Genomic DNA, 21,563 nt, shown 5'->3' on the forward strand with positions numbered 1-21,563 from the left:
ATCTAAATTAAAATTTATTTATTATTAACCAACAAAATGCAACTTTAGTTAATTTTAATAAAATTAGTTGAGAGGCTTAACAGCCCCTCTTAATCCTTAATATTGCAATAAGACTTATAAATAAAGTGGATTTGGGTTAAGATGTCTTTCAGGAAAGCGGGTGCCAGAGCCCTATGTTTTGTATATCTGGATCCGCTTTTCTAAATTAATTGATTGTTATTGTTGGATTTATCTCTGGCTGGTGTGTGCCGAACACATCCTGCTACGTTAACCGCGCTGCGATAAAGATGGCCGTAAAGGTGTCATACCTTTAATGTAATTTACAGAAACCTGCGAACATCTAAATATTCTGAACGTTTAAGAGAATAAAAATAACGTCATGAAACGTGCTTTCTGACTGTTGATATACAGCAGCACAATAACTATCTGTCAGGCAGTCTGCCGGGCCGGGATGCGAGGGAAACCTTCAGAGGGAATTGCTTAACTGTTACACACAGCTTCAACCCGGGCAGCTCCGCACGAGCAACCTGAAAGTGAATAGATATGATAAATGCAAATCGTCCGATAATGAATCTCGACCTCGATCTGCTGAGAACGTTTGTTGCGGTCGCCGATCTCAACACTTTTGCAGCAGCTGCTGCCGCAGTTTGCCGAACCCAGTCTGCCGTTAGCCAGCAAATGCAGCGGCTGGAGCAACTGGTCGGTAAAGAGCTTTTTGCGCGTCATGGCCGTAATAAGCTCTTAACGGAACACGGTATCCAGCTACTGGGTTATGCCAGGAAAATACTTCGCTTTAATGATGAAGCATGTATGTCTTTAATGTTTAGCAACCTCCAGGGGGTGTTAACATTAGGGGCATCTGATGAGTCAGCGGATACGATATTGCCGTTTCTTCTCAATCGTATCAGTTCGGTTTATCCGAAGCTTGCGCTGGATGTTAGCGTAAAGCGTAATGCTTTTATGATTGAGATGCTCAAAGAGAATGAAGTGGATCTGGTGGTCACGACGCATCGTCCTGGGCAATTTGATTGCCTGACGCTGCGGACTTCTCCAACGCATTGGTATTGCGCGGCTGAATATGTACTGCAACAAGGTGAGCCCATTCCATTGGTCTTACTGGATGATCCAAGTCCGTTCCGGGATATGGTGCTGTCGGCGCTCAACGAGGCCAACATTCCGTGGCGTTTGGCCTATGTGGCCTCAACGCTACCTGCTGTTCGAGCTGCCGTGAAAGCGGGGCTCGGCGTAACAGCGCGTCCGGTGGAAATGATGAGTCCGGACCTCCGCGTGTTGGGTAAAAGTGATGGTCTTCCTGCGTTGCCGGATACGGAGTATCTGTTATGCCACAACACAACCAGCAATAACGAGCTGGCGAAAGTCGTGTTTGAGGCGATGGAAAACTACCATAACCCCTGGCAATACGAGCATGTTACTCCGGAAGGGGGGGATGACTCCCTGATCGTTGAAGGGGACTTTGAGTGATCAAACACTCAAAATTCTCGTAACAAATTGTAAGTGTAAAAAAGAGCCACTCGCGCGATTTTCGCGTGAAGTGGTTTTTTTTTGGTAAAAATACCCTTTCCGAATACAGGGTTTCATCAGGTAAGCTTTGAATATCAATGAGCTAAATGCTTTTGGTTAAATCGTGTTCGTTTTCCGTTCTAACTTGCCGCTTCCCCGTTCAATGTTAAAAAAACAGGAAATATGTTGCCGGTTTCTTGATTGAATTAACAAAAGCGTGTCTCAGATCAAGAAAATACTCCTATTTGGGGGGAGGAATCGTTGGCAAATCCTGTCAAAATAGGAGGGTTATTTTTTTTACTTCCAAAACGGACACGATTCAACAACATGCATTTGACGTAAAGTCAGGTACCCACCAGGGTTAAAAGGGCATGAAATGTTAATGAGAATCGCTTGATGTCATTTAATGTGAAGAAACCTTTGTTAAAGTTGACAAAAGGTTATAGAAAGGAGTAAAAAACCCCATCATTTTGCTGTCTATGTCTCATTTCTGACAGTTAGTGTAAGGTTATTTGTTCCTCCCCATGAATCGATGTGATGCCCATCTGCCAGCAAGAGCAGTGTCGTCGGTATCACTTTTGATGAGTAAGCAATGAGTATGTCAACATCCACAGAAGTCATCGCTCATCACTGGGCATTCGCAATCTTTCTTATTGTAGCCATTGGCCTGTGCTGCCTGATGTTAGTCGGCGGCTGGTTCCTGGGCGGTCGCGCCCGCGCAAGGCACAAAAACACACCTTTCGAATCAGGTATTGATTCCGTAGGTACCGCTCGCTTACGCCTGTCTGCCAAGTTCTACCTGGTAGCCATGTTCTTCGTCATCTTCGACGTGGAAGCGCTTTACCTTTTCGCATGGTCGACCTCCATTCGCGAAAGTGGTTGGGTGGGCTTTGTCGAGGCCGCAATTTTCATTTTAGTGTTACTGGCCGGTCTGGTTTATCTGGTGCGTATTGGCGCGCTGGACTGGACGCCTGCGCGTTCACGCCGTGAGCAGATCAACCCGGAAAACAGTATCTCTAATCGTCAGCAGTAACAGCGAGGCAATAAGATGGATTATACGCTCACCCGCATAGATCCTAACGGTGAGAATGACCGTTACCCCCTGCAAAAACAGGAGATCGTAACCGACCCCCTGGAGCAAGAAGTCAATAAAAGCGTGTACATGGGCAAGCTCGAACATGCCATGCACGATATGGTCAACTGGGGTCGTAAGAACTCCATCTGGCCTTACAACTTTGGCCTTTCTTGCTGCTACGTTGAAATGGTGACGTCATTCACTGCGGTGCATGACGTTGCGCGTTTTGGGGCAGAGGTACTGCGTGCTTCCCCACGTCAGGCTGACCTGATGGTGGTGGCCGGTACGTGCTTTACCAAGATGGCCCCGGTTATTCAGCGTCTTTATGACCAGATGCTGGAGCCAAAATGGGTTATCTCCATGGGCGCATGTGCAAACTCTGGCGGTATGTACGACATTTATTCCGTCGTGCAGGGCGTAGATAAGTTTATCCCGGTGGATGTCTACATTCCGGGCTGCCCGCCGCGTCCGGAAGCTTACATGCAGGCGCTGATGCTGCTGCAGGAGTCTATCGGTAAAGAACGTCGCCCACTGTCGTGGGTTGTTGGCGATCAGGGTGTGTATCGCGCGAACATGCAGTCCGAGCGCGAGCGTAAACGTGGTGAACGTATTGCCGTCACCAACCTGCGTACGCCTGACGAAATTTAATTTGCGCCTGTGGGCCTGGAGAACACCTTCGCATATCACTACTCAAATAGCGCGAAGCCAGGCTTAACAGTCACCACGGACCATTTGCAATGGTGAACAATATGACCGACTTAACCGCGCAAGAAGCCGCCTGGCAGACACGGGATCATCTCGATGACCCAGTCGTTGGCGAACTGCGCAACCGTTTTGGGCCGGATGCCTTTACTGTTCAGGCCACCCGCACCGGGGTACCCGTTGTTTGGGTGAAGCGTGAACAATTACTGGAAGTGGTCGATTTCCTCAAGAAATTGCCGAAACCTTACGTCATGCTGTTTGACTTACACGGCATGGATGAACGTCTGCGTACTCACCGCCAGGGTCTCCCTGCTGCGGATTTTTCCGTTTTCTACCACCTGATCTCAATAGACCGTAATACGGATATCATGCTCAAGGTGGCATTGTCTGAAAACGACATGCATCTGCCGACGATTACCAAACTTTTCCCGAACGCGAACTGGTACGAGCGTGAAACCTGGGAAATGTTCGGCATGACCTTTGACGGCCACCCGCACCTGACGCGCATCATGATGCCGCAGACCTGGACCGGCCACCCGCTGCGTAAAGACTACCCGGCACGTGCAACCGAATTCGACCCGTTTGAGCTGACCAAAGCCAAGCAGGATCTGGAGATGGAAGCGCTGACCTTCAAGCCGGAAGACTGGGGCATGAAGCGCGGTACCGAAAACGAGGACTTCATGTTCCTCAACCTCGGTCCGAACCACCCGTCTGCGCACGGTGCATTCCGTATTATTCTTCAGCTTGACGGCGAAGAGATTGTCGACTGCGTGCCTGACATCGGCTACCACCACCGTGGTGCTGAGAAGATGGGCGAGCGTCAGTCCTGGCACAGCTACATTCCGTATACCGACCGTATCGAGTACCTCGGCGGCTGCGTCAACGAAATGCCATACGTGCTGGCCGTTGAGAAACTGGCGGGTATCACCACGCCGGATCGCGTTAACGTGATTCGCGTCATGCTGTCAGAACTGTTCCGTATCAACAGCCACCTGCTGTACATCTCCACGTTCATTCAGGACGTCGGCGCGATGACCCCGGTATTCTTCGCCTTTACTGACCGTCAGAAAATCTACGATCTGGTGGAAGCGATTACCGGTTTCCGTATGCACCCGGCCTGGTTCCGCATCGGCGGTGTGGCACACGATCTGCCGCGCGGCTGGGACCGTCTGCTGCGTGAATTCCTCGACTGGATGCCAAAACGTCTGGCGTCTTACGAGAAAGCCGCGCTGCGTAACACCATCCTGAAAGGTCGTTCTCAGGGCGTTGCAGCCTACGGCGCGAAAGAAGCGCTGGAGTGGGGGACGACAGGTGCAGGTCTGCGTGCGACCGGTATTGATTTCGACGTGCGTAAAGCCCGTCCTTACTCTGGCTACGAGAACTTCGACTTTGAAGTCCCGGTGGGCGGCGGTGTTTCCGACTGCTATACCCGCGTGATGCTGAAAGTGGAAGAGCTGCGCCAGAGTCTGCGCATCCTTGAGCAGTGCCTCAACAACATGCCGGAAGGCCCGTTCAAAGCGGATCACCCGCTGACGACGCCGCCGCCGAAAGAGCGCACGCTGCAACATATCGAAACCCTGATCACCCACTTCCTGCAGGTTTCCTGGGGTCCGGTCATGCCGGCGCAAGAATCCTTCCAGATGATTGAAGCGACCAAGGGTATCAACAGTTACTACCTGACCAGCGACGGCAGCACCATGAGCTACCGTACCCGCGTGCGTACGCCAAGCTTCGCGCACCTGCAGCAGATCCCGGCCGCCATTCGCGGCAGTCTGGTCTCCGACCTGATTGTGTATCTGGGTAGTATCGATTTTGTTATGTCAGATGTGGACCGCTAATTATGCACGAGAATCAACAACCACAGACCGAGGCTTTTGAGCTGAGTGAAGCAGAACGTGCCGCCATTGAGCACGAGATGCACCACTACGAAGACCCGCGTGCGGCGTCCATTGAAGCGCTGAAAATCGTACAGAAACAGCGTGGCTGGGTGCCGGATGGGGCGATCTACGAGATCGCAAAAGTGCTGGGTATTCCGGCAAGTGACGTAGAAGGCGTAGCCACGTTCTACAGCCAGATCTTCCGTCAGCCGGTTGGCCGCCATGTGATCCGCTACTGTGACAGCGTTGTCTGCCACATCACCGGTTATCAGGGCATTCAGGCTGCGATTGAGAAGAAGCTCAATATCAAGCCGGGCCAGACCACGTTCGATGGACGCTTTACTCTGCTGCCGACCTGCTGCCTGGGTAACTGCGACAAGGGGCCGACCATGATGATTGATGAGGACACTCACAGCCATCTGACGCCGGAAGCGATTCCTGACCTGCTGGAGCAGTACAAATGAAAACTGTAATTCGTACTGCTGAGACGCATCCGCTGACCTGGCGTCTGCGCGATGACAAACAGCCGGTATGGCTTGAAGAATACGAAAGCAAAAACGGCTATGCCGGCGCGCGTAAAGCCCTTGGCGGCATGGCGCCGGACGACATCGTTAACGCGGTAAAAGACTCTGGCCTGAAAGGGCGCGGCGGTGCGGGCTTCTCCACCGGTCTGAAGTGGAGCCTGATGCCGAAAGACGAATCCATGAACATCCGTTACCTGCTGTGTAACGCCGATGAAATGGAGCCGGGCACCTATAAAGACCGCCTGCTGATGGAGCAGCTGCCGCACCTGCTGGTGGAAGGCATGCTGATCTCCGCGTTTGCGCTGAAAGCGTACCGTGGCTACATCTTCCTGCGCGGTGAGTACATCGAAGCGGCAGAAAACCTGCGTCGCGCGATTGCGGAAGCCACCGAAGCGGGTCTGCTTGGGAAAAATATCCTGGGCACCGGGTTTGACTTCGAACTGTTCGTGCACACCGGTGCCGGGCGTTATATCTGCGGTGAAGAAACTGCGCTGATTAACTCCCTTGAAGGCCGCCGCGCGAACCCTCGTTCCAAGCCACCGTTCCCGGCAAGCTCCGGCGTATGGGGTAAACCGACCTGCGTAAACAACGTCGAAACCCTGTGTAACGTTCCGGCTATTCTCGCCAACGGCGTGGAGTGGTATCAGGGCATCTCGTCAAGCAAAGATGCCGGTACCAAGCTGATGGGCTTCTCTGGTCGCGTTAAAAATCCTGGCGTCTGGGAACTGCCGTTCGGTACCACCGCACGCGAAATTCTTGAAGACTACGCGGGCGGCATGCGCGATGGCCTGAAATTCAAAGCCTGGCAGCCGGGTGGGGCAGGGACTGACTTCCTGACCGAAGCCCACCTCGATCTGCCGATGGAATTCGAAAGCATTGGTAAAGCAGGCAGCCGTCTGGGTACGGCGCTGGCGATGGCTGTCGACCACGAGATCGGCATGGTCTCGCTGGTGCGTAACCTGGAAGAGTTCTTTGCCCGCGAGTCCTGCGGCTGGTGTACACCGTGCCGTGACGGTCTGCCGTGGAGCGTGAAGATCCTGCGTGCAATCGAACGTGGCGAAGGCCAGCCTGGCGATATCGAGACACTTGAGCAACTGTGTCGATTCTTAGGCCCAGGCAAAACCTTCTGTGCCCACGCACCGGGTGCCGTCGAGCCGCTGCAGAGCGCGATTAAATATTTCCGCGACGAATTCGAAGCAGGCATCAAGCAGCCGTTCAGCAATACCCATTCAATCAATGGTATTCAGCCGAACCTGCTGAAAGCGCGCTGGTAAAAACAGAATTTTGATTAACGCTCGGTTTCGACCGAGACAACTGGAAGCATGCTAATGGCTACGATTCATGTAGACGGCAAAGAATACGAAGTCAACGGGGCGGACAACCTGCTGGAAGCTTGTCTGTCTCTTGGCCTCGATATTCCGTACTTTTGCTGGCATCCGGCGCTGGGCAGCGTCGGTGCTTGCCGCCAGTGTGCGGTGAAGCAATATCAAAACGCGGAAGACACGCGTGGTCGCCTGGTGATGTCCTGTATGACGCCAGCCACCGAAGGCACCTTTATTTCGATTGATGACGAAGAAGCCAAACAGTTCCGCGAAAGCGTGGTGGAATGGTTGATGACCAACCACCCGCACGACTGTCCGGTTTGTGAAGAGGGCGGTAACTGCCACCTTCAGGATATGACCGTCATGACCGGTCACAGCTTCCGTCGCTATCGCTTTACCAAGCGTACCCACCGTAATCAGGATCTGGGGCCGTTCATCTCTCACGAAATGAACCGCTGCATCGCCTGCTACCGCTGCGTGCGTTACTACAAAGACTACGCAGACGGTCAGGATCTGGGCGTGTATGGCGCACATGACAACGTCTACTTCGGTCGTCCGGAAGACGGTACGCTTGAAAGCGAATTCTCCGGTAACCTGGTAGAAATCTGCCCGACCGGCGTATTCACGGATAAAACCCACTCCGAGCGTTACAACCGTAAATGGGACATGCAGTTTGCGCCAAGCATCTGCCAGCAGTGTTCCCTCGGCTGTAACACCAGCCCGGGTGAGCGTTACGGCGAACTGCGCCGTATCGAAAACCGTTATAACGGTACCGTTAACCACTACTTCCTCTGCGACCGCGGTCGTTTCGGCTATGGCTATGTCAACCTGAAAGACCGTCCGCGTCAGCCGGTTCAGCGCCGTGGCGACGACTTCATTACCCTGAACGCTGAACAGGCGATGCAGGGTGCGGCAGATATTCTGCGCCAGTCGAAGAAAGTGATCGGTATCGGCTCCCCGCGCGCCAGTATCGAAAGCAACTTCGCGCTGCGCGAGCTGGTTGGGGCGGAAAACTTCTATACCGGTATCGCTCAGGGCGAGCAGGAACGTCTGCAGCTGGTACTGAAAGTGCTGCGTGAAGGCGGTGTCCACACCCCTGCGCTGCGCGAAATTGAATCTTATGATGCGGTTCTGGTGCTGGGTGAAGACCTGACGCAGACCGGGGCACGCGCGGCACTGGCGGTTCGTCAGGCGGTGAAGGGGAAAGCACGTGAAATGGCAGCGGCGCAGAAAGTGGCCGACTGGCAGATTGCGGCAATCCTGAACATCGGTCAGCGCGCGAAGCATCCTCTGTTTGTGACCAACGTTGACAATACCCGTCTGGACGACATCGCGGCGTGGACCTACTGCGCACCGGTTGAAGATCAGGCGCGTCTTGGCTTTGCGATTGCCCACGCGCTGGACAGCAACTCTCCGGCCGTTGAGCTGGATCGCGACCTGCAGAACAAGGTCGACGTGATTGTTCAGGCCCTGGCCGGTGCGAAAAAACCGCTGATTATTTCCGGGACCAACGCCGGTAGCGCCGAGATCATTCAGGCGGCAGCCAACGTTGCCAAAGCCCTGAAAGGCCGCGGTGCCGACGTTGGCGTGACCATGATTGCCCGTGCGGTGAACAGCATCGGTCTGGGTATGATTGGCGGCGGCTCGCTGGAAGCAGCGTTAAGCGAACTGGAATCCGGTTCTGCTGACGCCGTTGTGGTGCTGGAAAACGATCTGCATCGCCATGCCTCTGCTGCTCGCGTTGACGCCGCGCTCTCCAAAGCGCCGCTGGTGATGGTGATTGACCATCAGCGCACGGCGATTATGGATAAAGCGCACCTGGTGCTCTCTGCGGCAAGCTTCGCAGAAAGCGACGGTACCGTTATCAACAACGAAGGCCGCGCACAGCGTTTCTTCCAGGTTTATGACCCGGCGTACTACGACAGCAACACCGTGATGCTGGAAAGCTGGCGCTGGCTGCACTCCCTGCACAGCACCGTGCAGAGCCGTGAAGTGGACTGGACGCAGCTCGACCACGTTATCGACGCGGTAGTCGAAAAGCTGCCTCAGCTGGCAGGCATTAAAGATGCCGCACCTGAAGCAAGCTTCCGCATTCGCGGCCAGAAACTGGCGCGTGAACCGCACCGTTACAGCGGTCGTACCGCAATGCGCGCCAATATCAGCGTGCACGAACCGCGCCAGCCGCAGGACAAAGACACGATGTTCGCCTTCTCAATGGAAGGGAACAACCAGCCGTCTGCGCCGCGTTCGCAAATCCCATTCGCATGGGCGCCAGGCTGGAACTCCCCGCAGGCATGGAACAAGTTCCAGGCTGAAGTGGGTGGCTCCCTGCGCCACGGCGATCCGGGCGTGCGTCTGATTGAAGCCTCCGAAACCGGTCTGGACTTCTTTACCACCGTACCGGCGAGCTTCCAGGCCCAGGATGGCAACTGGCGTATCGCGCCGTACTACCATCTGTTCGGTAGCGACGAGCTGTCCCAGCGTTCACCGGTCTTCCAGACCCGCATGCCGCAACCATACATCAAGCTCAACCCGGCGGATGCCGCGAAGCTTGGCGTTAACGCGGGCGCAAACATTGCCTTTAGCTTTGACGGCCAGACCATCAGCCTGCCGCTGATTATCTCTGAAGGTCTGACAGCAGGGCAGGTGGGTCTGCCAATGGGTATGCCTGGCATCGCGCCGGTACTGGCGGGTGCGCGTCTTGATAACCTGCAGGAGGCAAAAGCATGAGTTGGTTAACGCCGGATCTTATCGACATCCTGCTGAGCATTCTGAAAGCGGTTGTGATTCTGCTGGTGGTGGTCACCTGCGGCGCGTTCATGAGCTTTGGTGAACGTCGTCTGCTCGGTCTGTTCCAGAACCGTTACGGACCGAACCGCGTGGGCTGGGGTGGTTCACTCCAGCTTGTGGCGGACATGATCAAGATGTTCTTTAAAGAGGACTGGATCCCGCGCTTCTCGGACCGCGTGATCTTTACTCTGGCACCGATGATCGCCTTCACCTCGCTGCTGCTGGCGTTTGCTATCGTTCCGGTCAGCCCGACCTGGGTGGTCGCTGACCTGAACATCGGCATTCTGTTCTTCCTGATGATGGCAGGCCTCGCGGTTTACGCGGTGCTGTTCGCAGGCTGGTCCAGTAACAACAAATACTCGCTGCTGGGTGCAATGCGTGCTTCCGCGCAGACGCTGAGCTACGAAGTGTTCCTGGGTCTCTCCCTGATGGGCGTGGTGGCGCAGGCCGGTTCATTTAACATGACCGACATCGTCAACAACCAGGCCGACATCTGGAACGTTATCCCGCAGTTCTTTGGGTTTATTACCTTTGCTATCGCGGGCGTGGCGGTGTGTCACCGTCACCCGTTTGACCAGCCAGAAGCCGAACAGGAACTGGCCGACGGTTACCACATTGAATATTCCGGTATGAAATTCGGTCTGTTCTTCGTGGGCGAGTACATCGGTATCGTCACCATTTCCGCTTTGATGGTAACGCTGTTCTTTGGTGGCTGGCATGGCCCGTTCTTACCGCCGTTCATCTGGTTCGCGCTGAAAACCGCGTTCTTTATGATGATGTTCATTTTGATTCGTGCGTCCTTACCGCGTCCGCGTTATGACCAGGTAATGTCCTTCGGCTGGAAAGTGTGCCTGCCGCTGACGCTCGTCAACTTGTTGGTAACGGCGGCTGTCATTCTCTGGCAGCAGCCATAAGGGGCTTTAGACCATGACCTTAAAAGAATTATTAGTAGGTTTCGGCACCCAGGTACGCAGTATCTGGATGATCGGCCTGCACGCGTTTGCCAAACGCGAAACCCAGATGTACCCGGAAGAGCCGGTATATCTGCCGCCGCGCTACCGTGGCCGTATCGTGCTGACGCGCGATCCGGACGGTTCTGAGCGCTGCGTTGCCTGTAACCTGTGTGCGGTAGCGTGCCCGGTAGGCTGTATCTCTCTGCAAAAAGCCGAGACGGTAGATGGCCGCTGGTACCCTGAGTTCTTCCGCATCAACTTCTCACGCTGCATCTTCTGCGGTCTGTGTGAAGAAGCGTGCCCAACCACGGCGATTCAGCTGACTCCAGACTTCGAACTGGGTGAGTACAAGCGTCAGGACCTGGTGTACGAGAAAGAGGATCTGCTGATTTCCGGTCCGGGCAAATACCCGGAATATAACTTCTACCGGATGGCGGGTATGGCAATCGACGGCAAAGATAAGGGCGAAGCAGAGAACGAAGCTAAGCCTATCGACGTCAAGAGCCTGTTACCGTAAGGAGAGGGCAATGGAATTCGCTTTTTATATCTGTGGCCTTATCGCCATCCTGGCTACGCTGCGAGTGATCACGCACACCAATCCGGTGCATGCGCTGCTGTACTTAATCATTTCGCTGCTGGCCATTTCCGGGGTGTTCTTTGCGCTGGGCGCGCACTTCGCCGGTGCGCTGGAAATCATCGTCTACGCCGGTGCCATCATGGTGCTGTTCGTGTTCGTGGTGATGATGCTGAACCTGGGCGGCTCTGAAATTGAGCAGGAACGTCAGTGGTTAAAACCGCAGGTGTGGATTGGTCCGGCAATTCTGTCGGCCATCATGCTGGTGGTGATTGTTTACGCCATTCTGGGCGTGAACGATCAGGGCATCGACGGTACGCCGATCAGCGCTAAGACAGTGGGTATTGCTCTGTTTGGCCCTTACGTTCTGGCGGTTGAACTGGCGTCAATGCTGCTGCTGGCAGGTCTGGTTGTTGCCTTCCACGTCGGCCGCGAAGAGCGTGTTGGCGAGGTGCTGAGCAACCGCACTGATGACCGCGCGAAAAGAAAAACGGAGGAGCGCGCATGATCCCCTTAACACATGGACTGATCCTCGCTGCGATTTTGTTCGTTCTGGGCTTAACCGGTCTGGTTATCCGCCGCAATCTGCTGTTTATGCTGATTGGTCTGGAAATCATGATTAACGCCTCCGCGCTGGCCTTCGTGGTCGCCGGGAGCTACTGGGGCCAGGCCGACGGTCAGGTGATGTACATTCTCGCCATCAGCCTTGCGGCTGCCGAAGCGAGTATTGGCCTGGCGCTGTTGCTGCAGCTCCATCGTCGCCGCCAGAACCTGAACATCGATTCAGTAAGTGAGTTGCGTGGATGAACATGCTTGCCTTAACCATTATTTTTCCGCTGATTGGCTTCGTGCTGCTGGCGTTTTCTCGCGGCCGCTGGTCTGAGAATCTGTCTGCGACCGTGGGTATCGGCTCAATCGGTCTGGCTGCGCTGGTCACAGCGTATGCGGGTATCGACTTCTTTAACAACGGACGTCAGCCTTTTAGCGTGCCGCTGTGGACCTGGATGTCGGTCGGTGATTTCAACATCGGTTTCAACCTGGTGCTGGATGGTCTGTCTCTGACCATGCTCTCCGTGGTCACCGGCGTCGGCTTCCTGATCCACATGTTCGCCTCCTGGTATATGCGCGGTGAAGAGGGGTATTCCCGCTTCTTCGCCTACACCAACCTGTTTATCGCCAGCATGGTTGTTCTGGTGCTGGCCGATAACCTGCTGCTGATGTACCTGGGCTGGGAAGGCGTGGGTCTGTGTTCTTACCTGCTGATCGGTTTCTACTACACCGATCCGAAGAATGGCGCAGCGGCCATGAAAGCGTTCGTCGTGACCCGCGTGGGTGACGTGTTCCTCGCTTTCGCGCTGTTCATTCTCTATAACGAACTGGGCACGCTGAACTTCCGCGAAATGGTGGAACTGGCACCGGCGCACTTCGAAGCAGGCAACAACATGCTGTGGTGGGCAACGCTGATGCTGCTGGGTGGTGCTGTGGGTAAATCCGCGCAGCTGCCGCTGCAGACATGGCTGGCAGATGCGATGGCGGGTCCAACGCCTGTCTCCGCGCTGATCCACGCCGCGACCATGGTCACCGCCGGTGTCTACCTGATTGCGCGTACCCATGGCCTGTTCCTGATGACCCCGGAAATTCTGCATCTGGTGGGTATCGTTGGTGCGGTCACACTGGTGCTGGCAGGCTTTGCCGCACTGGTGCAGACCGACATCAAACGCGTTCTCGCGTACTCCACCATGAGCCAGATTGGTTACATGTTCCTGGCGCTGGGCGTTCAGGCGTGGGACGCAGCCATTTTCCACCTGATGACGCACGCGTTCTTTAAAGCGCTGCTGTTCCTTTCATCCGGTTCGGTGATCCTGGCCTGCCACCACGAGCAGAACATCTTCAAGATGGGCGGACTGCGTAAGTCTATCCCGCTGGTGTATGTCTGCTTCCTGGTGGGCGGCGCGGCGCTGGCGGCACTGCCGCTGATCACCGCGGGCTTCTTCAGTAAGGACGAAATCCTTGCGGGTGCCATGGCGAATGGTCATATCAATCTGATGGTTGCGGGTCTGGTCGGTGCGTTCATGACCTCCCTGTATACCTTCCGTATGATTTTCATCGTATTCCACGGTAAAGAACAAATTCACGCTCACGCAGGGAAGGGGATCACCCATCACCTGCCGCTGATTGTGCTGCTGGTACTCTCCACCTTCGTTGGCGCGATGATTGTGCCACCGCTGCAGGGCGTACTCCCGGCGACAACCGAGCTTGAGCACGGTCGCGTTCTGACGCTTGAAATCACCTCCGGCGTGGTTGCTATCGCGGGCATCCTGATTGCTGCATGGCTGTGGCTGGGTAAACGTACGCTGGTAACTGCCGTTGCCAACAGTGCGCCGGGCCGTCTGCTGGGCACCTGGTGGTACAACGCGTGGGGCTTCGACTGGCTGTACGACATGATCTTCGTTAAGCCGTTCCTGGGCATCGCGTGGCTGGTAAAACGCGACCCGCTGAACAGCCTGATGAATATCCCGGCGATCCTCTCCCGCTTTGCAGGTAAAGGCCTGCTGTACAGCGAGAACGGTTATCTGCGCTGGTATGTGGCATCCATGAGCATCGGTGCGGTTGTCGTGCTGGCGCTGCTGATGGTGTTGCGATAGTGGTTTTGCCCGGTGGCGCTGCGCTTACCGGGCCTACGAGAGCGTAGGTCGGGTAAGCGTGAGCGCCACCCGACACAACAAACCGCACTAACGCGTGAATTTTGTCGAATTTGTTGAAAATCGGTCCCTTAGGGACTTTAACAAGGAATAAAAATCGCCATGTTACTACCCTGGCTAATATTAATTCCCTTCATCGGCGGCTTCCTGTGCTGGCAGACTGAACGCTTTGGCGTGAAGATGCCGCGCTGGATCGCGCTGATCACCATGGGATTAACGCTCGCACTTGGCCTGCAACTCTGGTTGCAGGGTGGCTACTCTCTGACCCAGTCTGCGGGCATTCCGCAGTGGCAGTCTGAGTTTATCCTGCCGTGGATCCCACGTTTCGGCATTACGATCCACCTCGCGATTGACGGTTTGTCGCTGCTGATGGTGGTGCTGACCGGCCTGCTCGGCGTTCTGGCGGTACTTTGCTCCTGGCGTGAAATCGAAAAATACCAGGGCTTCTTCCACCTGAACCTGATGTGGATCCTGGGCGGCGTGATCGGCGTGTTCCTTGCCATCGACATGTTCCTGTTCTTCTTCTTCTGGGAGATGATGCTGGTGCCGATGTACTTCCTGATCGCGCTGTGGGGCCATAAGGCGTCCGACGGTAAAACGCGTATCACGGCGGCAACCAAGTTCTTCATCTACACCCAGGCGAGCGGTCTGGTGATGTTGATTGCCATCCTGGCGCTGGTCTTCGTGCACTACAACGCGACCGGTGTCTGGACCTTCAACTATGAAGAGCTGCTGAAGACCCCGATGTCTCACGGTGTGGAATACCTGCTGATGCTGGGCTTCTTCATCGCCTTCGCGGTGAAAATGCCGGTGGTTCCGCTGCACGGCTGGCTGCCAGACGCGCACTCTCAGGCGCCAACGGCGGGTTCCGTTGACCTGGCGGGCATCTTGCTGAAAACGGCGGCCTACGGTCTGCTGCGTTTCGCACTGCCGCTGTTCCCGAATGCCTCCGCTGAATTCGCACCGATTGCCATGTGGCTCGGCGTGATCGGTATCTTCTACGGCGCGTGGATGGCCTTCACGCAGTACGACATCAAGCGTCTGATTGCCTACACCTCCGTTTCCCACATGGGCTTCGTGTTGATCGCAATCTACACCGGCAGCCAGCTGGCGTACCAGGGCGCGGTCATTCAGATGATTGCGCACGGCCTGTCCGCCGCGGGTCTCTTCATCCTGTGCGGTCAGCTGTACGAACGTCTGCACACTCGCGACATGCGTATGATGGGCGGCCTGTGGGGCAAAATGAAATGGCTGCCTGCGCTCTCCATGTTCTTCGCGGTTGCCACCCTGGGTATGCCGGGCACCGGTAACTTCGTCGGCGAATTTATGATTCTGTTCGGCAGCTTCAAAGTGGTTCCGATGATTACCGTCATCTCCACCTTTGGTCTGGTGTTCGCGTCCGTGTACTCGCTGGCGATGCTGCACCGCGCTTACTTCGGTAAAGCGAAGAGCGAAATTGCTGCACAAGAACTGCCGGGGATGTCGCTGCGTGAGCTGTTCATCATCCTGCTGCTGGTCGTACTGCTGGTGCTGTTGGGCTTCTATCCGCAGCCGATTCTGGATACCTCGCATAGCGCGATGGGCAACATCCAGCAGTGGTTTGTTAATTCTGCTTCTACTACAAGGCCGTAATTCGCCATGACAATAACTCCACAACAACTGATCGCGCTGCTACCGCTGCTGATCGTCGGATTGACGGTGGTGGTTGTGATGCTCTCCATTGCGTGGCGACGCAATCACTTCCTGAATGCGACCCTGTCCGTTTTGGGTCTGAACGCTGCGTTAGTCTCCCTCTGGTTTGTTGGCCAGGCGGGCGCGATGGACGTCACGCCGCTGATGCGCGTTGACGGTTACGCCATGCTGTACACCGGTCTGGTTCTGCTGGCGAGCCTGGCAACCTGCACCTTTGCGTACCCGTGGCTTGAAGGCTACAACGACAACAAAGAAGAGTTTTACCTGCTGGTACTGATTGCCGCACTGGGCGGCATTCTGCTGGCGAACGCGAACCACCTGGCCGCACTGTTCCTCGGTATTGAGCTGATCTCACTCCCGCTGTTCGGCCTGATTGGTTACGCCTTCCGCCAGAAACGCTCTCTGGAAGCGGCGATCAAGTACACCATCTTGTCCGCTGCTGCCTCGTCGTTCCTGCTGTTCGGTATCGCGCTGCTGTACGCACAGACGGGTAATCTCTCCTTCCTGGCCATCGGCAAGAGCCTCGGCGACGGCATGCTGCACGAGCCGCTGCTGCTGGCGGGTCTGGGCATGATGATTGTTGGCCTCGGCTTCAAGCTCTCTCTGGTGCCGTTCCACCTGTGGACGCCAGATGTATACCAGGGCGCACCGGCTCCGGTGTCGACCTTCCTGGCGACAGCGAGCAAAATCGCTATCTTCGGTGTGGTGATGCGTCTGTTCCTGTACGCACCGGTAGGTGACAGCGAAGCGGTTCGCGTGGTGCTGGGCATTATCGCGTTCGTCTCTATCATCTTCGGTAACCTGATGGCGCTGAGCCAGACCAACATCAAGCGTCTGCTGGGCTACTCGTCTATCTCACACCTGGGTTACCTGCTGGTGGCGCTGATTGCGCTGCAGAGCGGCGAGATGTCGATGGAAGCCGTGGGCGTGTATCTGGCAGGTTACCTGTTCAGCAGCCTCGGCGCGTTCGGCGTGGTGAGCCTGATGTCCAGCCCGTACCGTGGCCCGGATGCGGATTCACTGTTCTCCTACCGTGGTCTATTCTGGCACCGTCCGATTCTGTCTGCTGTGATGACCGTAATGATGCTCTCGCTGGCGGGTATCCCGATGACGCTGGGCTTTATCGGTAAGTTCTACGTGCTGGCAGTCGGTGTTCATGCGGGTCTGTGGTGGCTGACGGCGGGTGTCGTTATCGGCTCCGCGATTGGTCTCTACTACTACCTGCGCGTGGCCGTGAGCCTGTACCTGAGCGCGCCTCAGCAGCTTAACCGCGATGCACCGTCCAACTGGCAGTACAGCGCCGGGGGTATCGTGGTGCTTATCTCTGCGCTGCTGGTGCTGATCTTCGGTATCTATCCGCAGCCGCTGATTGATATCGTGCAGCGAGCGATGCCATTAATGTAAAAACAAAAAACCCGCCTCGGCGGGTTTTTTATTGCCCAGCGGCGCTACGCTTGCAGGGCCTACGGGTTCTGTAGGTCGGGTAAGCGAAGCGCCACCCGACTAAGCTAACTGCTTCCTGCTTATAAGCGGCCCGTCAATCTTCTTCATCGAGCGGTCCAGCACTTCTTCAATCACCGACGACAGCTCGTTCAGCTCAAACTTCGCCACGTAGCCGTCGGCCTTCACCTTGCGAATATGGTCTTCGTTGGCGTTGCCGGACAGAGACGAGTGGATCACCACCGGAATATCCTTCAGGAACGGATCGGTTTTGATTTTGCGCGTCAGCGTAAAGCCGTCCATCTCCGGCATTTCGAGGTCGGTCAGCACCAGTGCAATTTTATCGGTGATGGGAACCCCTTCAGCCTGCGCCTGTGCCGCCAGCACGCCAATTTTCTCCCACGCGTCTTTACCGGTAATGTGCAGCTGCGCGGGGATTTCCATCGCCTGCAGGCCTTTCTCCAGCATCGAGCGCGCCACTTTGGAATCTTCCGCAACAATCGCGACCGAGCCCGGCTTGATATTGAATTTGGTGGTTTTCAGATTGGTCGCGTGCAGATCGTGGTTAGCCGGGGTGATGTCGTACAGGATCTGCTCAACATCCAGCACCATCGCCAGATCGTTGGTATCGGTCTTCTCGTCCAGACAGGCGATGCTGGTGATATAGCGCCCGCTGACGGCGGTTTCGGCCGCATGAACCTGTTTCCAGTCGAGACGCATGATGTTCTCAACGGACTCCACGGCAAACGCCTGCACGCTGCGGGCGTATTCGGTGATCAGCAGAATGTTCAGTCCGGTCGTCGGCTTGCATCCGGCCACGGCGGCCAGGTCAATCACCGGGATCACCTGGTCGCGAATGTTCACCATCCCCATCAGCGGAGACTTCATGCCCGCGGGTTTGGTGAACGCCGGCATCGGCACAATTTCGCGCAGCTTGAACACGTTAATGCCAAACAGCTCGGACTTATTTTCGTTCAGAGAGGTGCCAAGACGGAACAGCAACAGTTCAAAACGGTTCGACAGGGTCAGATTCGCCCTGTCATCAATATCTTTCTGGAAATTATCCATTCTACCCTCAAGAGAAATGCTGACCTTTTAATCGTTATCGGCATCCTGAGGGAAAAATGAAGGACTAAACGCTGACCTGAGTGAAATCTTCCGCCAGCTCACACGCCGGGAACAGGTGACGGCACTCTGCCAGCAGGCTTGCACATCCCCGCGCGTCGTAGCGCGAGCTAACGTGAGTGACGATCAATCTCCCGACACCCGCGTCACGGGCAAGCTGCGCCGCCTGACGCGTCGAGCTATGGCCCCGGCTGTTGGCTTTCTCTTCCATCGCCGTTTCAAGCGTCGCTTCATGCACCATCACATCTACGCCCTGGGCAAGCAGATGGGCGGAAGGGCACGGCGCGGTATCGCCAAAGATCGCCAGCTTTTTCCCCGGCTGCGGCGCCGCGAGGTAGTCCTGACCGTTCACCACGCGCCCGTCTTCCAGCGTGACAGTCTCTCCCTGCTTAAGACGCTGGAACAGCGGGCCGGGCTTTATACCGTCAGCGATGAGGGCCGCGGCGTCGAGCGCGCCGGGTTTGTCGTGCTCTTCAATGCGATAGCCGTAACACTCAACCGGGTGATTAAGCGGCTGAGCGGTGACGGTATACGCGCCATCGTAGAAGACCAGACCTTCGGCGATCTCCACCACGTCGAGGGGATAATCCGTCCACGAGCCGCTCAGGCGCAGCGTCGTTTCAACAAATTCCCGGATACCCGCCGGCCCGTAAATCGTCAGCGGGTTGGCATTACCGGCCATCGAGCGGCTGCAGAGCAGGCCGGGCAGGCCGAAAAGGTGGTCACCATGCAGATGGGTAATAAAAATTTTATCCAGCTTGCCCGGATGATAAGCGGTATGCAGCAGCTGGTGCTGCGTACCTTCACCGCAGTCAAACAGCCACAGCCCGCCGCGGGTGGGGTGCTTAAGATCCAGCAGTATCGCCGTCACGTTTCGTGAGCGGGTTGGCACGCCAGCGGACGTACCCAAAAAAATCAGTTCCATAACGCAATCAGCCCTTTGCCGAACGGGGAGGGGTTTAGTATAACGTGATGAACCCCAGTAAGGAGACAGACATGATCCAGTGGCAAGATTTACACCATAGCGAACTCACCGTTCATTCTCTGTATGCCCTGTTGAAGCTGCGTTGCGAAGTCTTTGTTGTTGAGCAAACCTGCCCGTATCAGGACATCGATGGCGATGACCTCGTCGGCGAGAACCGTCATATCCTCGGCTGGCGCGAAAACGAACTGGTGGCGTATGCGAGGATTCTGAAAAGCGACGACGATTTCGAGCCGGTGGTGATTGGCCGCGTCATCATCAGCGATAAAGCGCGCGGTGAAAAACTGGGCTATCAGCTGATGGAGAAAACCCTGGCATCGTGCGAAAAACAGTGGCCAGACAAGGCGTTATACCTCGGCGCGCAGGCGCATCTTCAATCCTTTTACGGGCACTTTGGCTTTGCGCCAGTGACGGATGTGTATGACGAAGATGGCATTCCGCATATCGGGATGGCGAGGGAAACGAAGCAGGCGTAATGGCGAGTCGTTGGCTATAGTTAGCGGACTGGTGTAACAACATGGAGAAAAATATGTCATTTCAATCCTGGGATACCCGTATCGACGACGACCTGGCCTTGCTGAGCGAGACGCTGGAAGAGGTGTTACGTTCGTCCGGCGACCCTGCCGATCAGAAATATATCGAGCTTAAAGCGCGTGCCGAAAAGGCACTGCATGAAGTGAAAAACCGCGTCAGCCATGCGTCTGATAATTACTACTACCGCGCGAAAAAAGCGGTATATCGTGCTGATGATTACGTGCATGAAAAACCGTGGCAAGGCATTGGCGCCGGTGCTGCCGTCGGGCTGGTACTGGGGCTGCTCTTAGCCCGTCGTTAACAGCGTTTTAAACGGTTAACCACTCCCTATACGTGGGTACTGATATTTCTTATGGTACCCCGTATAATACGAGGTTTTAACAGGGAGAGGTTCGCGTGCATTCGATATTCCTCGCGCTGGAGCAACTGCGCACACGGCTGGCGCAAGCGTTACCCGCAACACCCGGTTTACGTCATTTCGACGTCTCTTTCCCGTTAAACGACGCATTCGATCCCCTGGCCTGGCTGGGTGCTCAGCAATGCTATCCCCAATTTTACTGGCAGCAGCGTAGCGGCGATGAAGAGCTGGCCGCGCTGGGTGCCGTTATCCATTTTTCTTCTCTCGCGTTGGCCTCGCAGTTTTTGCAGAGGCAGCATGCAGCCAGCGATACCCGCATCTGCGGCCTGAACGCCTTTACCCCGGAAAAGGGCAGCCTGTTTTTACCGCGCCTGCTCTGGCGACGTTCAGGCGGCGTTGCCACCCTGCGCCTGCAGCTGTGGAGTGAATGTTCCCTTCAGGACGATGCACAGGTGGCACAGCGTTTTTTAGGCAGTCTTCAGGAGGCCAAACCGATCCGCCCGCTGTCCGTTCAGGTGGAGCGCGAAACGCACCAGCCGCAAAAACCGGAATGGCTGCGCCTTATACGGCAGGCAACGGAGACTATCGCGCACGGTGAGTTTGAAAAAGTGGTCCTCGCCCGCGCCACCGATCTGCAATGCCATCAGCAGGTAAATGCCGTTGCCCTGATGGCAGCCAGCCGCGCGCTCAACCTGAACTGCTACCACTTCTGCATGGTTTTCGATGCCAGCAATGCGTTTCTGGGCTCTACGCCCGAGCGTCTGTGGCGTCGGCGTGGCACGTTGCTGCGCACCGAAGCGCTGGCAGGCACCGTCGCCAGCCACGCGGATGACGCTCAGGCCCGGCGTCTGGGCGACTGGCTGATGAAAGACGATAAAAATCAGCGTGAGAATATGCTGGTTGTAGAGGACATCTGCGAGCGCTTGCAGCATCACACCCAAACGCTGGAGGTGCTGCCCGCGCAGGTCGTGCGGTTGCGGAAGGTACAGCATCTGCGGCGCTGCATCTGGACCGAGCTCAAACACGCTGACGATGAACAGTGCCTGCACGTTCTGCAGCCGACGGCGGCGGTGGCCGGGCTACCGCGCCAGGCGGCGCGTGCGTTTATCCAGAATGTGGAACCTTTTGACCGCGAGTGGTATGCCGGATCGGCCGGGTATCTATCGCCTGAGCAAAGTGAATTCTGCGTGGCGCTGCGCTCTGCACGCGTCCACGGCGCGGCGCTGCGGCTCTACGCCGGGGCGGGGATCGTCAGCGGGTCTGACCCGGAACAGGAGTGGCAGGAGATAGAAAACAAAGCCGCCGGGCTGCGTTCTCTGCTCCTTAGGGATTAATACTGATTCGCGCATTCCCGATTCATATCAAAATTCCAAATTTTTCTATTATTTATAC

The 21,563-nt window shown here is 55.9% G+C and carries 19 protein-coding genes; 17 read left to right on the forward strand and 2 right to left on the reverse strand.

Going from position 1 to position 21,563, the window contains the following annotated elements; translation table 11 throughout:
* Positions 1 to 543 precede the first annotated feature (543 nt).
* The 14 genes from lrhA (at position 544) to nuoN (ending at position 17,136) form a co-directional block, all read left to right on the forward strand.
* Positions 544 to 1,482, forward strand: coding sequence for a transcriptional regulator LrhA (gene lrhA / locus AC2T6E_RS07990; RefSeq protein WP_431642387.1), 939 nt, complete (start codon positions 544 to 546; stop codon positions 1,480 to 1,482).
* 631 nt (positions 1,483 to 2,113) lie between these two features.
* Positions 2,114 to 2,554 carry an NADH-quinone oxidoreductase subunit NuoA gene (nuoA, locus tag AC2T6E_RS07995; protein ID WP_010433335.1) on the forward strand — a complete coding sequence of 147 codons (441 nt, stop codon included), beginning with the start codon at positions 2,114 to 2,116 and terminating at the stop codon, positions 2,552 to 2,554.
* A gap of 15 nt (positions 2,555 to 2,569) precedes the next feature.
* Positions 2,570 to 3,244, forward strand: coding sequence for an NADH-quinone oxidoreductase subunit NuoB (nuoB, locus tag AC2T6E_RS08000; RefSeq protein WP_003861482.1), 675 nt, complete (start codon positions 2,570 to 2,572; stop codon positions 3,242 to 3,244).
* An 89-nt stretch (positions 3,245 to 3,333) separates the two neighbouring features.
* Positions 3,334 to 5,136, forward strand: coding sequence for an NADH-quinone oxidoreductase subunit C/D (gene nuoC / locus AC2T6E_RS08005; RefSeq protein ID WP_089597912.1), 1,803 nt, complete (start codon positions 3,334 to 3,336; stop codon positions 5,134 to 5,136).
* Between the two features lie 2 nt (positions 5,137 to 5,138).
* On the forward strand, positions 5,139 to 5,639 hold the full coding sequence (gene nuoE, locus AC2T6E_RS08010; RefSeq protein ID WP_006176513.1) for an NADH-quinone oxidoreductase subunit NuoE: 501 nt from the start codon (positions 5,139 to 5,141) through the stop codon (positions 5,637 to 5,639).
* Entirely contained in the window at positions 5,636 to 6,973 is a 1,338-nt protein-coding gene (gene nuoF, locus AC2T6E_RS08015) for an NADH-quinone oxidoreductase subunit NuoF (protein WP_089597913.1), read from the forward strand. The genes nuoE and nuoF overlap by 4 nt, the downstream gene beginning before the upstream one ends.
* 54 nt (positions 6,974 to 7,027) lie before the next feature.
* The gene (gene nuoG, locus AC2T6E_RS08020) at positions 7,028 to 9,751 is read left to right on the forward strand and encodes an NADH-quinone oxidoreductase subunit NuoG (protein WP_431642386.1); all 2,724 of its coding nucleotides are present in this window, start codon (positions 7,028 to 7,030) and stop codon (positions 9,749 to 9,751) included.
* On the forward strand, positions 9,748 to 10,725 hold the full coding sequence (gene nuoH, locus AC2T6E_RS08025; RefSeq protein WP_010433351.1) for an NADH-quinone oxidoreductase subunit NuoH: 978 nt from the start codon (positions 9,748 to 9,750) through the stop codon (positions 10,723 to 10,725). Before nuoG ends, nuoH begins: the two co-directional genes overlap by 4 nt.
* Positions 10,726 to 10,738: 13 nt before the next feature.
* A complete protein-coding gene (gene nuoI, locus AC2T6E_RS08030; protein ID WP_010433353.1) occupies positions 10,739 to 11,281 on the forward strand; it encodes an NADH-quinone oxidoreductase subunit NuoI in 543 nt (180 codons plus the stop codon).
* Between the two features lie 10 nt (positions 11,282 to 11,291).
* Entirely contained in the window at positions 11,292 to 11,846 is a 555-nt protein-coding gene (gene nuoJ, locus AC2T6E_RS08035; RefSeq protein WP_010433354.1) for an NADH-quinone oxidoreductase subunit J, read from the forward strand.
* The gene (gene nuoK, locus AC2T6E_RS08040) at positions 11,843 to 12,145 is read left to right on the forward strand and encodes an NADH-quinone oxidoreductase subunit NuoK (RefSeq protein WP_006176506.1); all 303 of its coding nucleotides are present in this window, start codon (positions 11,843 to 11,845) and stop codon (positions 12,143 to 12,145) included. Before nuoJ ends, nuoK begins: the two co-directional genes overlap by 4 nt.
* Entirely contained in the window at positions 12,142 to 13,983 is a 1,842-nt protein-coding gene (gene nuoL / locus AC2T6E_RS08045; protein ID WP_089597915.1) for an NADH-quinone oxidoreductase subunit L, read from the forward strand. The genes nuoK and nuoL overlap by 4 nt, the downstream gene beginning before the upstream one ends.
* Positions 13,984 to 14,142: 159 nt before the next feature.
* Positions 14,143 to 15,672, forward strand: a complete 1,530-nt coding sequence (gene nuoM / locus AC2T6E_RS08050; RefSeq protein WP_089597916.1) for an NADH-quinone oxidoreductase subunit M — start codon at positions 14,143 to 14,145, stop codon at positions 15,670 to 15,672.
* Positions 15,673 to 15,678: 6 nt separating this feature from the next.
* Positions 15,679 to 17,136, forward strand: a complete 1,458-nt coding sequence (gene nuoN / locus AC2T6E_RS08055; RefSeq protein ID WP_174339886.1) for an NADH-quinone oxidoreductase subunit NuoN — start codon at positions 15,679 to 15,681, stop codon at positions 17,134 to 17,136.
* 99 nt (positions 17,137 to 17,235) lie between these two features.
* On the opposite strand, the gene AC2T6E_RS08060 is transcribed toward nuoN, so the two are convergent.
* Positions 17,236 to 18,240: a chemotaxis protein gene (locus tag AC2T6E_RS08060; RefSeq protein WP_120157786.1), complete on the reverse strand. Its 1,005-nt coding sequence runs from the start codon at positions 18,238 to 18,240 to the stop codon at positions 17,236 to 17,238.
* A gap of 64 nt (positions 18,241 to 18,304) precedes the next feature.
* Complete coding sequence (rbn, locus tag AC2T6E_RS08065; RefSeq protein ID WP_486691286.1) at positions 18,305 to 19,222, reverse strand: ribonuclease BN; 918 nt, start codon at positions 19,220 to 19,222, stop codon at positions 18,305 to 18,307.
* Positions 19,223 to 19,293: 71 nt separating this feature from the next.
* Here rbn and AC2T6E_RS08070 point away from each other — a divergent pair, with 71 nt between their 5' ends.
* The 3 genes from AC2T6E_RS08070 to menF all read left to right on the forward strand — a co-directional run bounded on the left by AC2T6E_RS08070 (position 19,294) and on the right by menF (position 21,505).
* On the forward strand, positions 19,294 to 19,755 hold the full coding sequence (locus AC2T6E_RS08070; RefSeq protein WP_010433368.1) for a GNAT family N-acetyltransferase: 462 nt from the start codon (positions 19,294 to 19,296) through the stop codon (positions 19,753 to 19,755).
* 53 nt (positions 19,756 to 19,808) lie between these two features.
* Positions 19,809 to 20,114, forward strand: a complete 306-nt coding sequence (elaB, locus tag AC2T6E_RS08075) for a stress response protein ElaB (RefSeq protein WP_029485146.1) — start codon at positions 19,809 to 19,811, stop codon at positions 20,112 to 20,114.
* 95 nt (positions 20,115 to 20,209) lie between these two features.
* A complete protein-coding gene (gene menF, locus AC2T6E_RS08080) occupies positions 20,210 to 21,505 on the forward strand; it encodes an isochorismate synthase MenF (protein WP_486691290.1) in 1,296 nt (431 codons plus the stop codon).
* The last annotated feature ends 58 nt before the right edge of the window (positions 21,506 to 21,563 follow it).

Source organism: Enterobacter sp. B79-1, from assembly GCF_057444735.1.

Bases quoted from the DNA above. Each gene is read 5' to 3' on its own strand.
- nuoF (WP_089597913.1), top strand. From the start codon at position 5,636: ATGAAAACTGTAATTCGTACTGCTGAGACGCATCCGCTGACCTGGCGT.
- elaB (WP_029485146.1), top strand. From the start codon at position 19,809: ATGTCATTTCAATCCTGGGATACCCGTATCGACGACGACCTGGCCTTG.
- nuoC (WP_089597912.1), top strand. From the start codon at position 3,334: ATGGTGAACAATATGACCGACTTAACCGCGCAAGAAGCCGCCTGGCAG.
- AC2T6E_RS08070 (WP_010433368.1), top strand. From the start codon at position 19,294: ATGATCCAGTGGCAAGATTTACACCATAGCGAACTCACCGTTCATTCT.
- rbn (WP_486691286.1), bottom strand. From the start codon at position 19,222: ATGGAACTGATTTTTTTGGGTACGTCCGCTGGCGTGCCAACCCGCTCA.
- nuoK (WP_006176506.1), top strand. From the start codon at position 11,843: ATGATCCCCTTAACACATGGACTGATCCTCGCTGCGATTTTGTTCGTT.
- nuoJ (WP_010433354.1), top strand. From the start codon at position 11,292: ATGGAATTCGCTTTTTATATCTGTGGCCTTATCGCCATCCTGGCTACG.
- nuoH (WP_010433351.1), top strand. From the start codon at position 9,748: ATGAGTTGGTTAACGCCGGATCTTATCGACATCCTGCTGAGCATTCTG.
- nuoA (WP_010433335.1), top strand. From the start codon at position 2,114: ATGAGTATGTCAACATCCACAGAAGTCATCGCTCATCACTGGGCATTC.
- nuoI (WP_010433353.1), top strand. From the start codon at position 10,739: ATGACCTTAAAAGAATTATTAGTAGGTTTCGGCACCCAGGTACGCAGT.
- nuoG (WP_431642386.1), top strand. From the start codon at position 7,028: ATGGCTACGATTCATGTAGACGGCAAAGAATACGAAGTCAACGGGGCG.
- lrhA (WP_431642387.1), top strand. From the start codon at position 544: ATGATAAATGCAAATCGTCCGATAATGAATCTCGACCTCGATCTGCTG.
- nuoE (WP_006176513.1), top strand. From the start codon at position 5,139: ATGCACGAGAATCAACAACCACAGACCGAGGCTTTTGAGCTGAGTGAA.
- nuoN (WP_174339886.1), top strand. From the start codon at position 15,679: ATGACAATAACTCCACAACAACTGATCGCGCTGCTACCGCTGCTGATC.
- nuoB (WP_003861482.1), top strand. From the start codon at position 2,570: ATGGATTATACGCTCACCCGCATAGATCCTAACGGTGAGAATGACCGT.
- AC2T6E_RS08060 (WP_120157786.1), bottom strand. From the start codon at position 18,240: ATGGATAATTTCCAGAAAGATATTGATGACAGGGCGAATCTGACCCTG.
- nuoM (WP_089597916.1), top strand. From the start codon at position 14,143: ATGTTACTACCCTGGCTAATATTAATTCCCTTCATCGGCGGCTTCCTG.
- nuoL (WP_089597915.1), top strand. From the start codon at position 12,142: ATGAACATGCTTGCCTTAACCATTATTTTTCCGCTGATTGGCTTCGTG.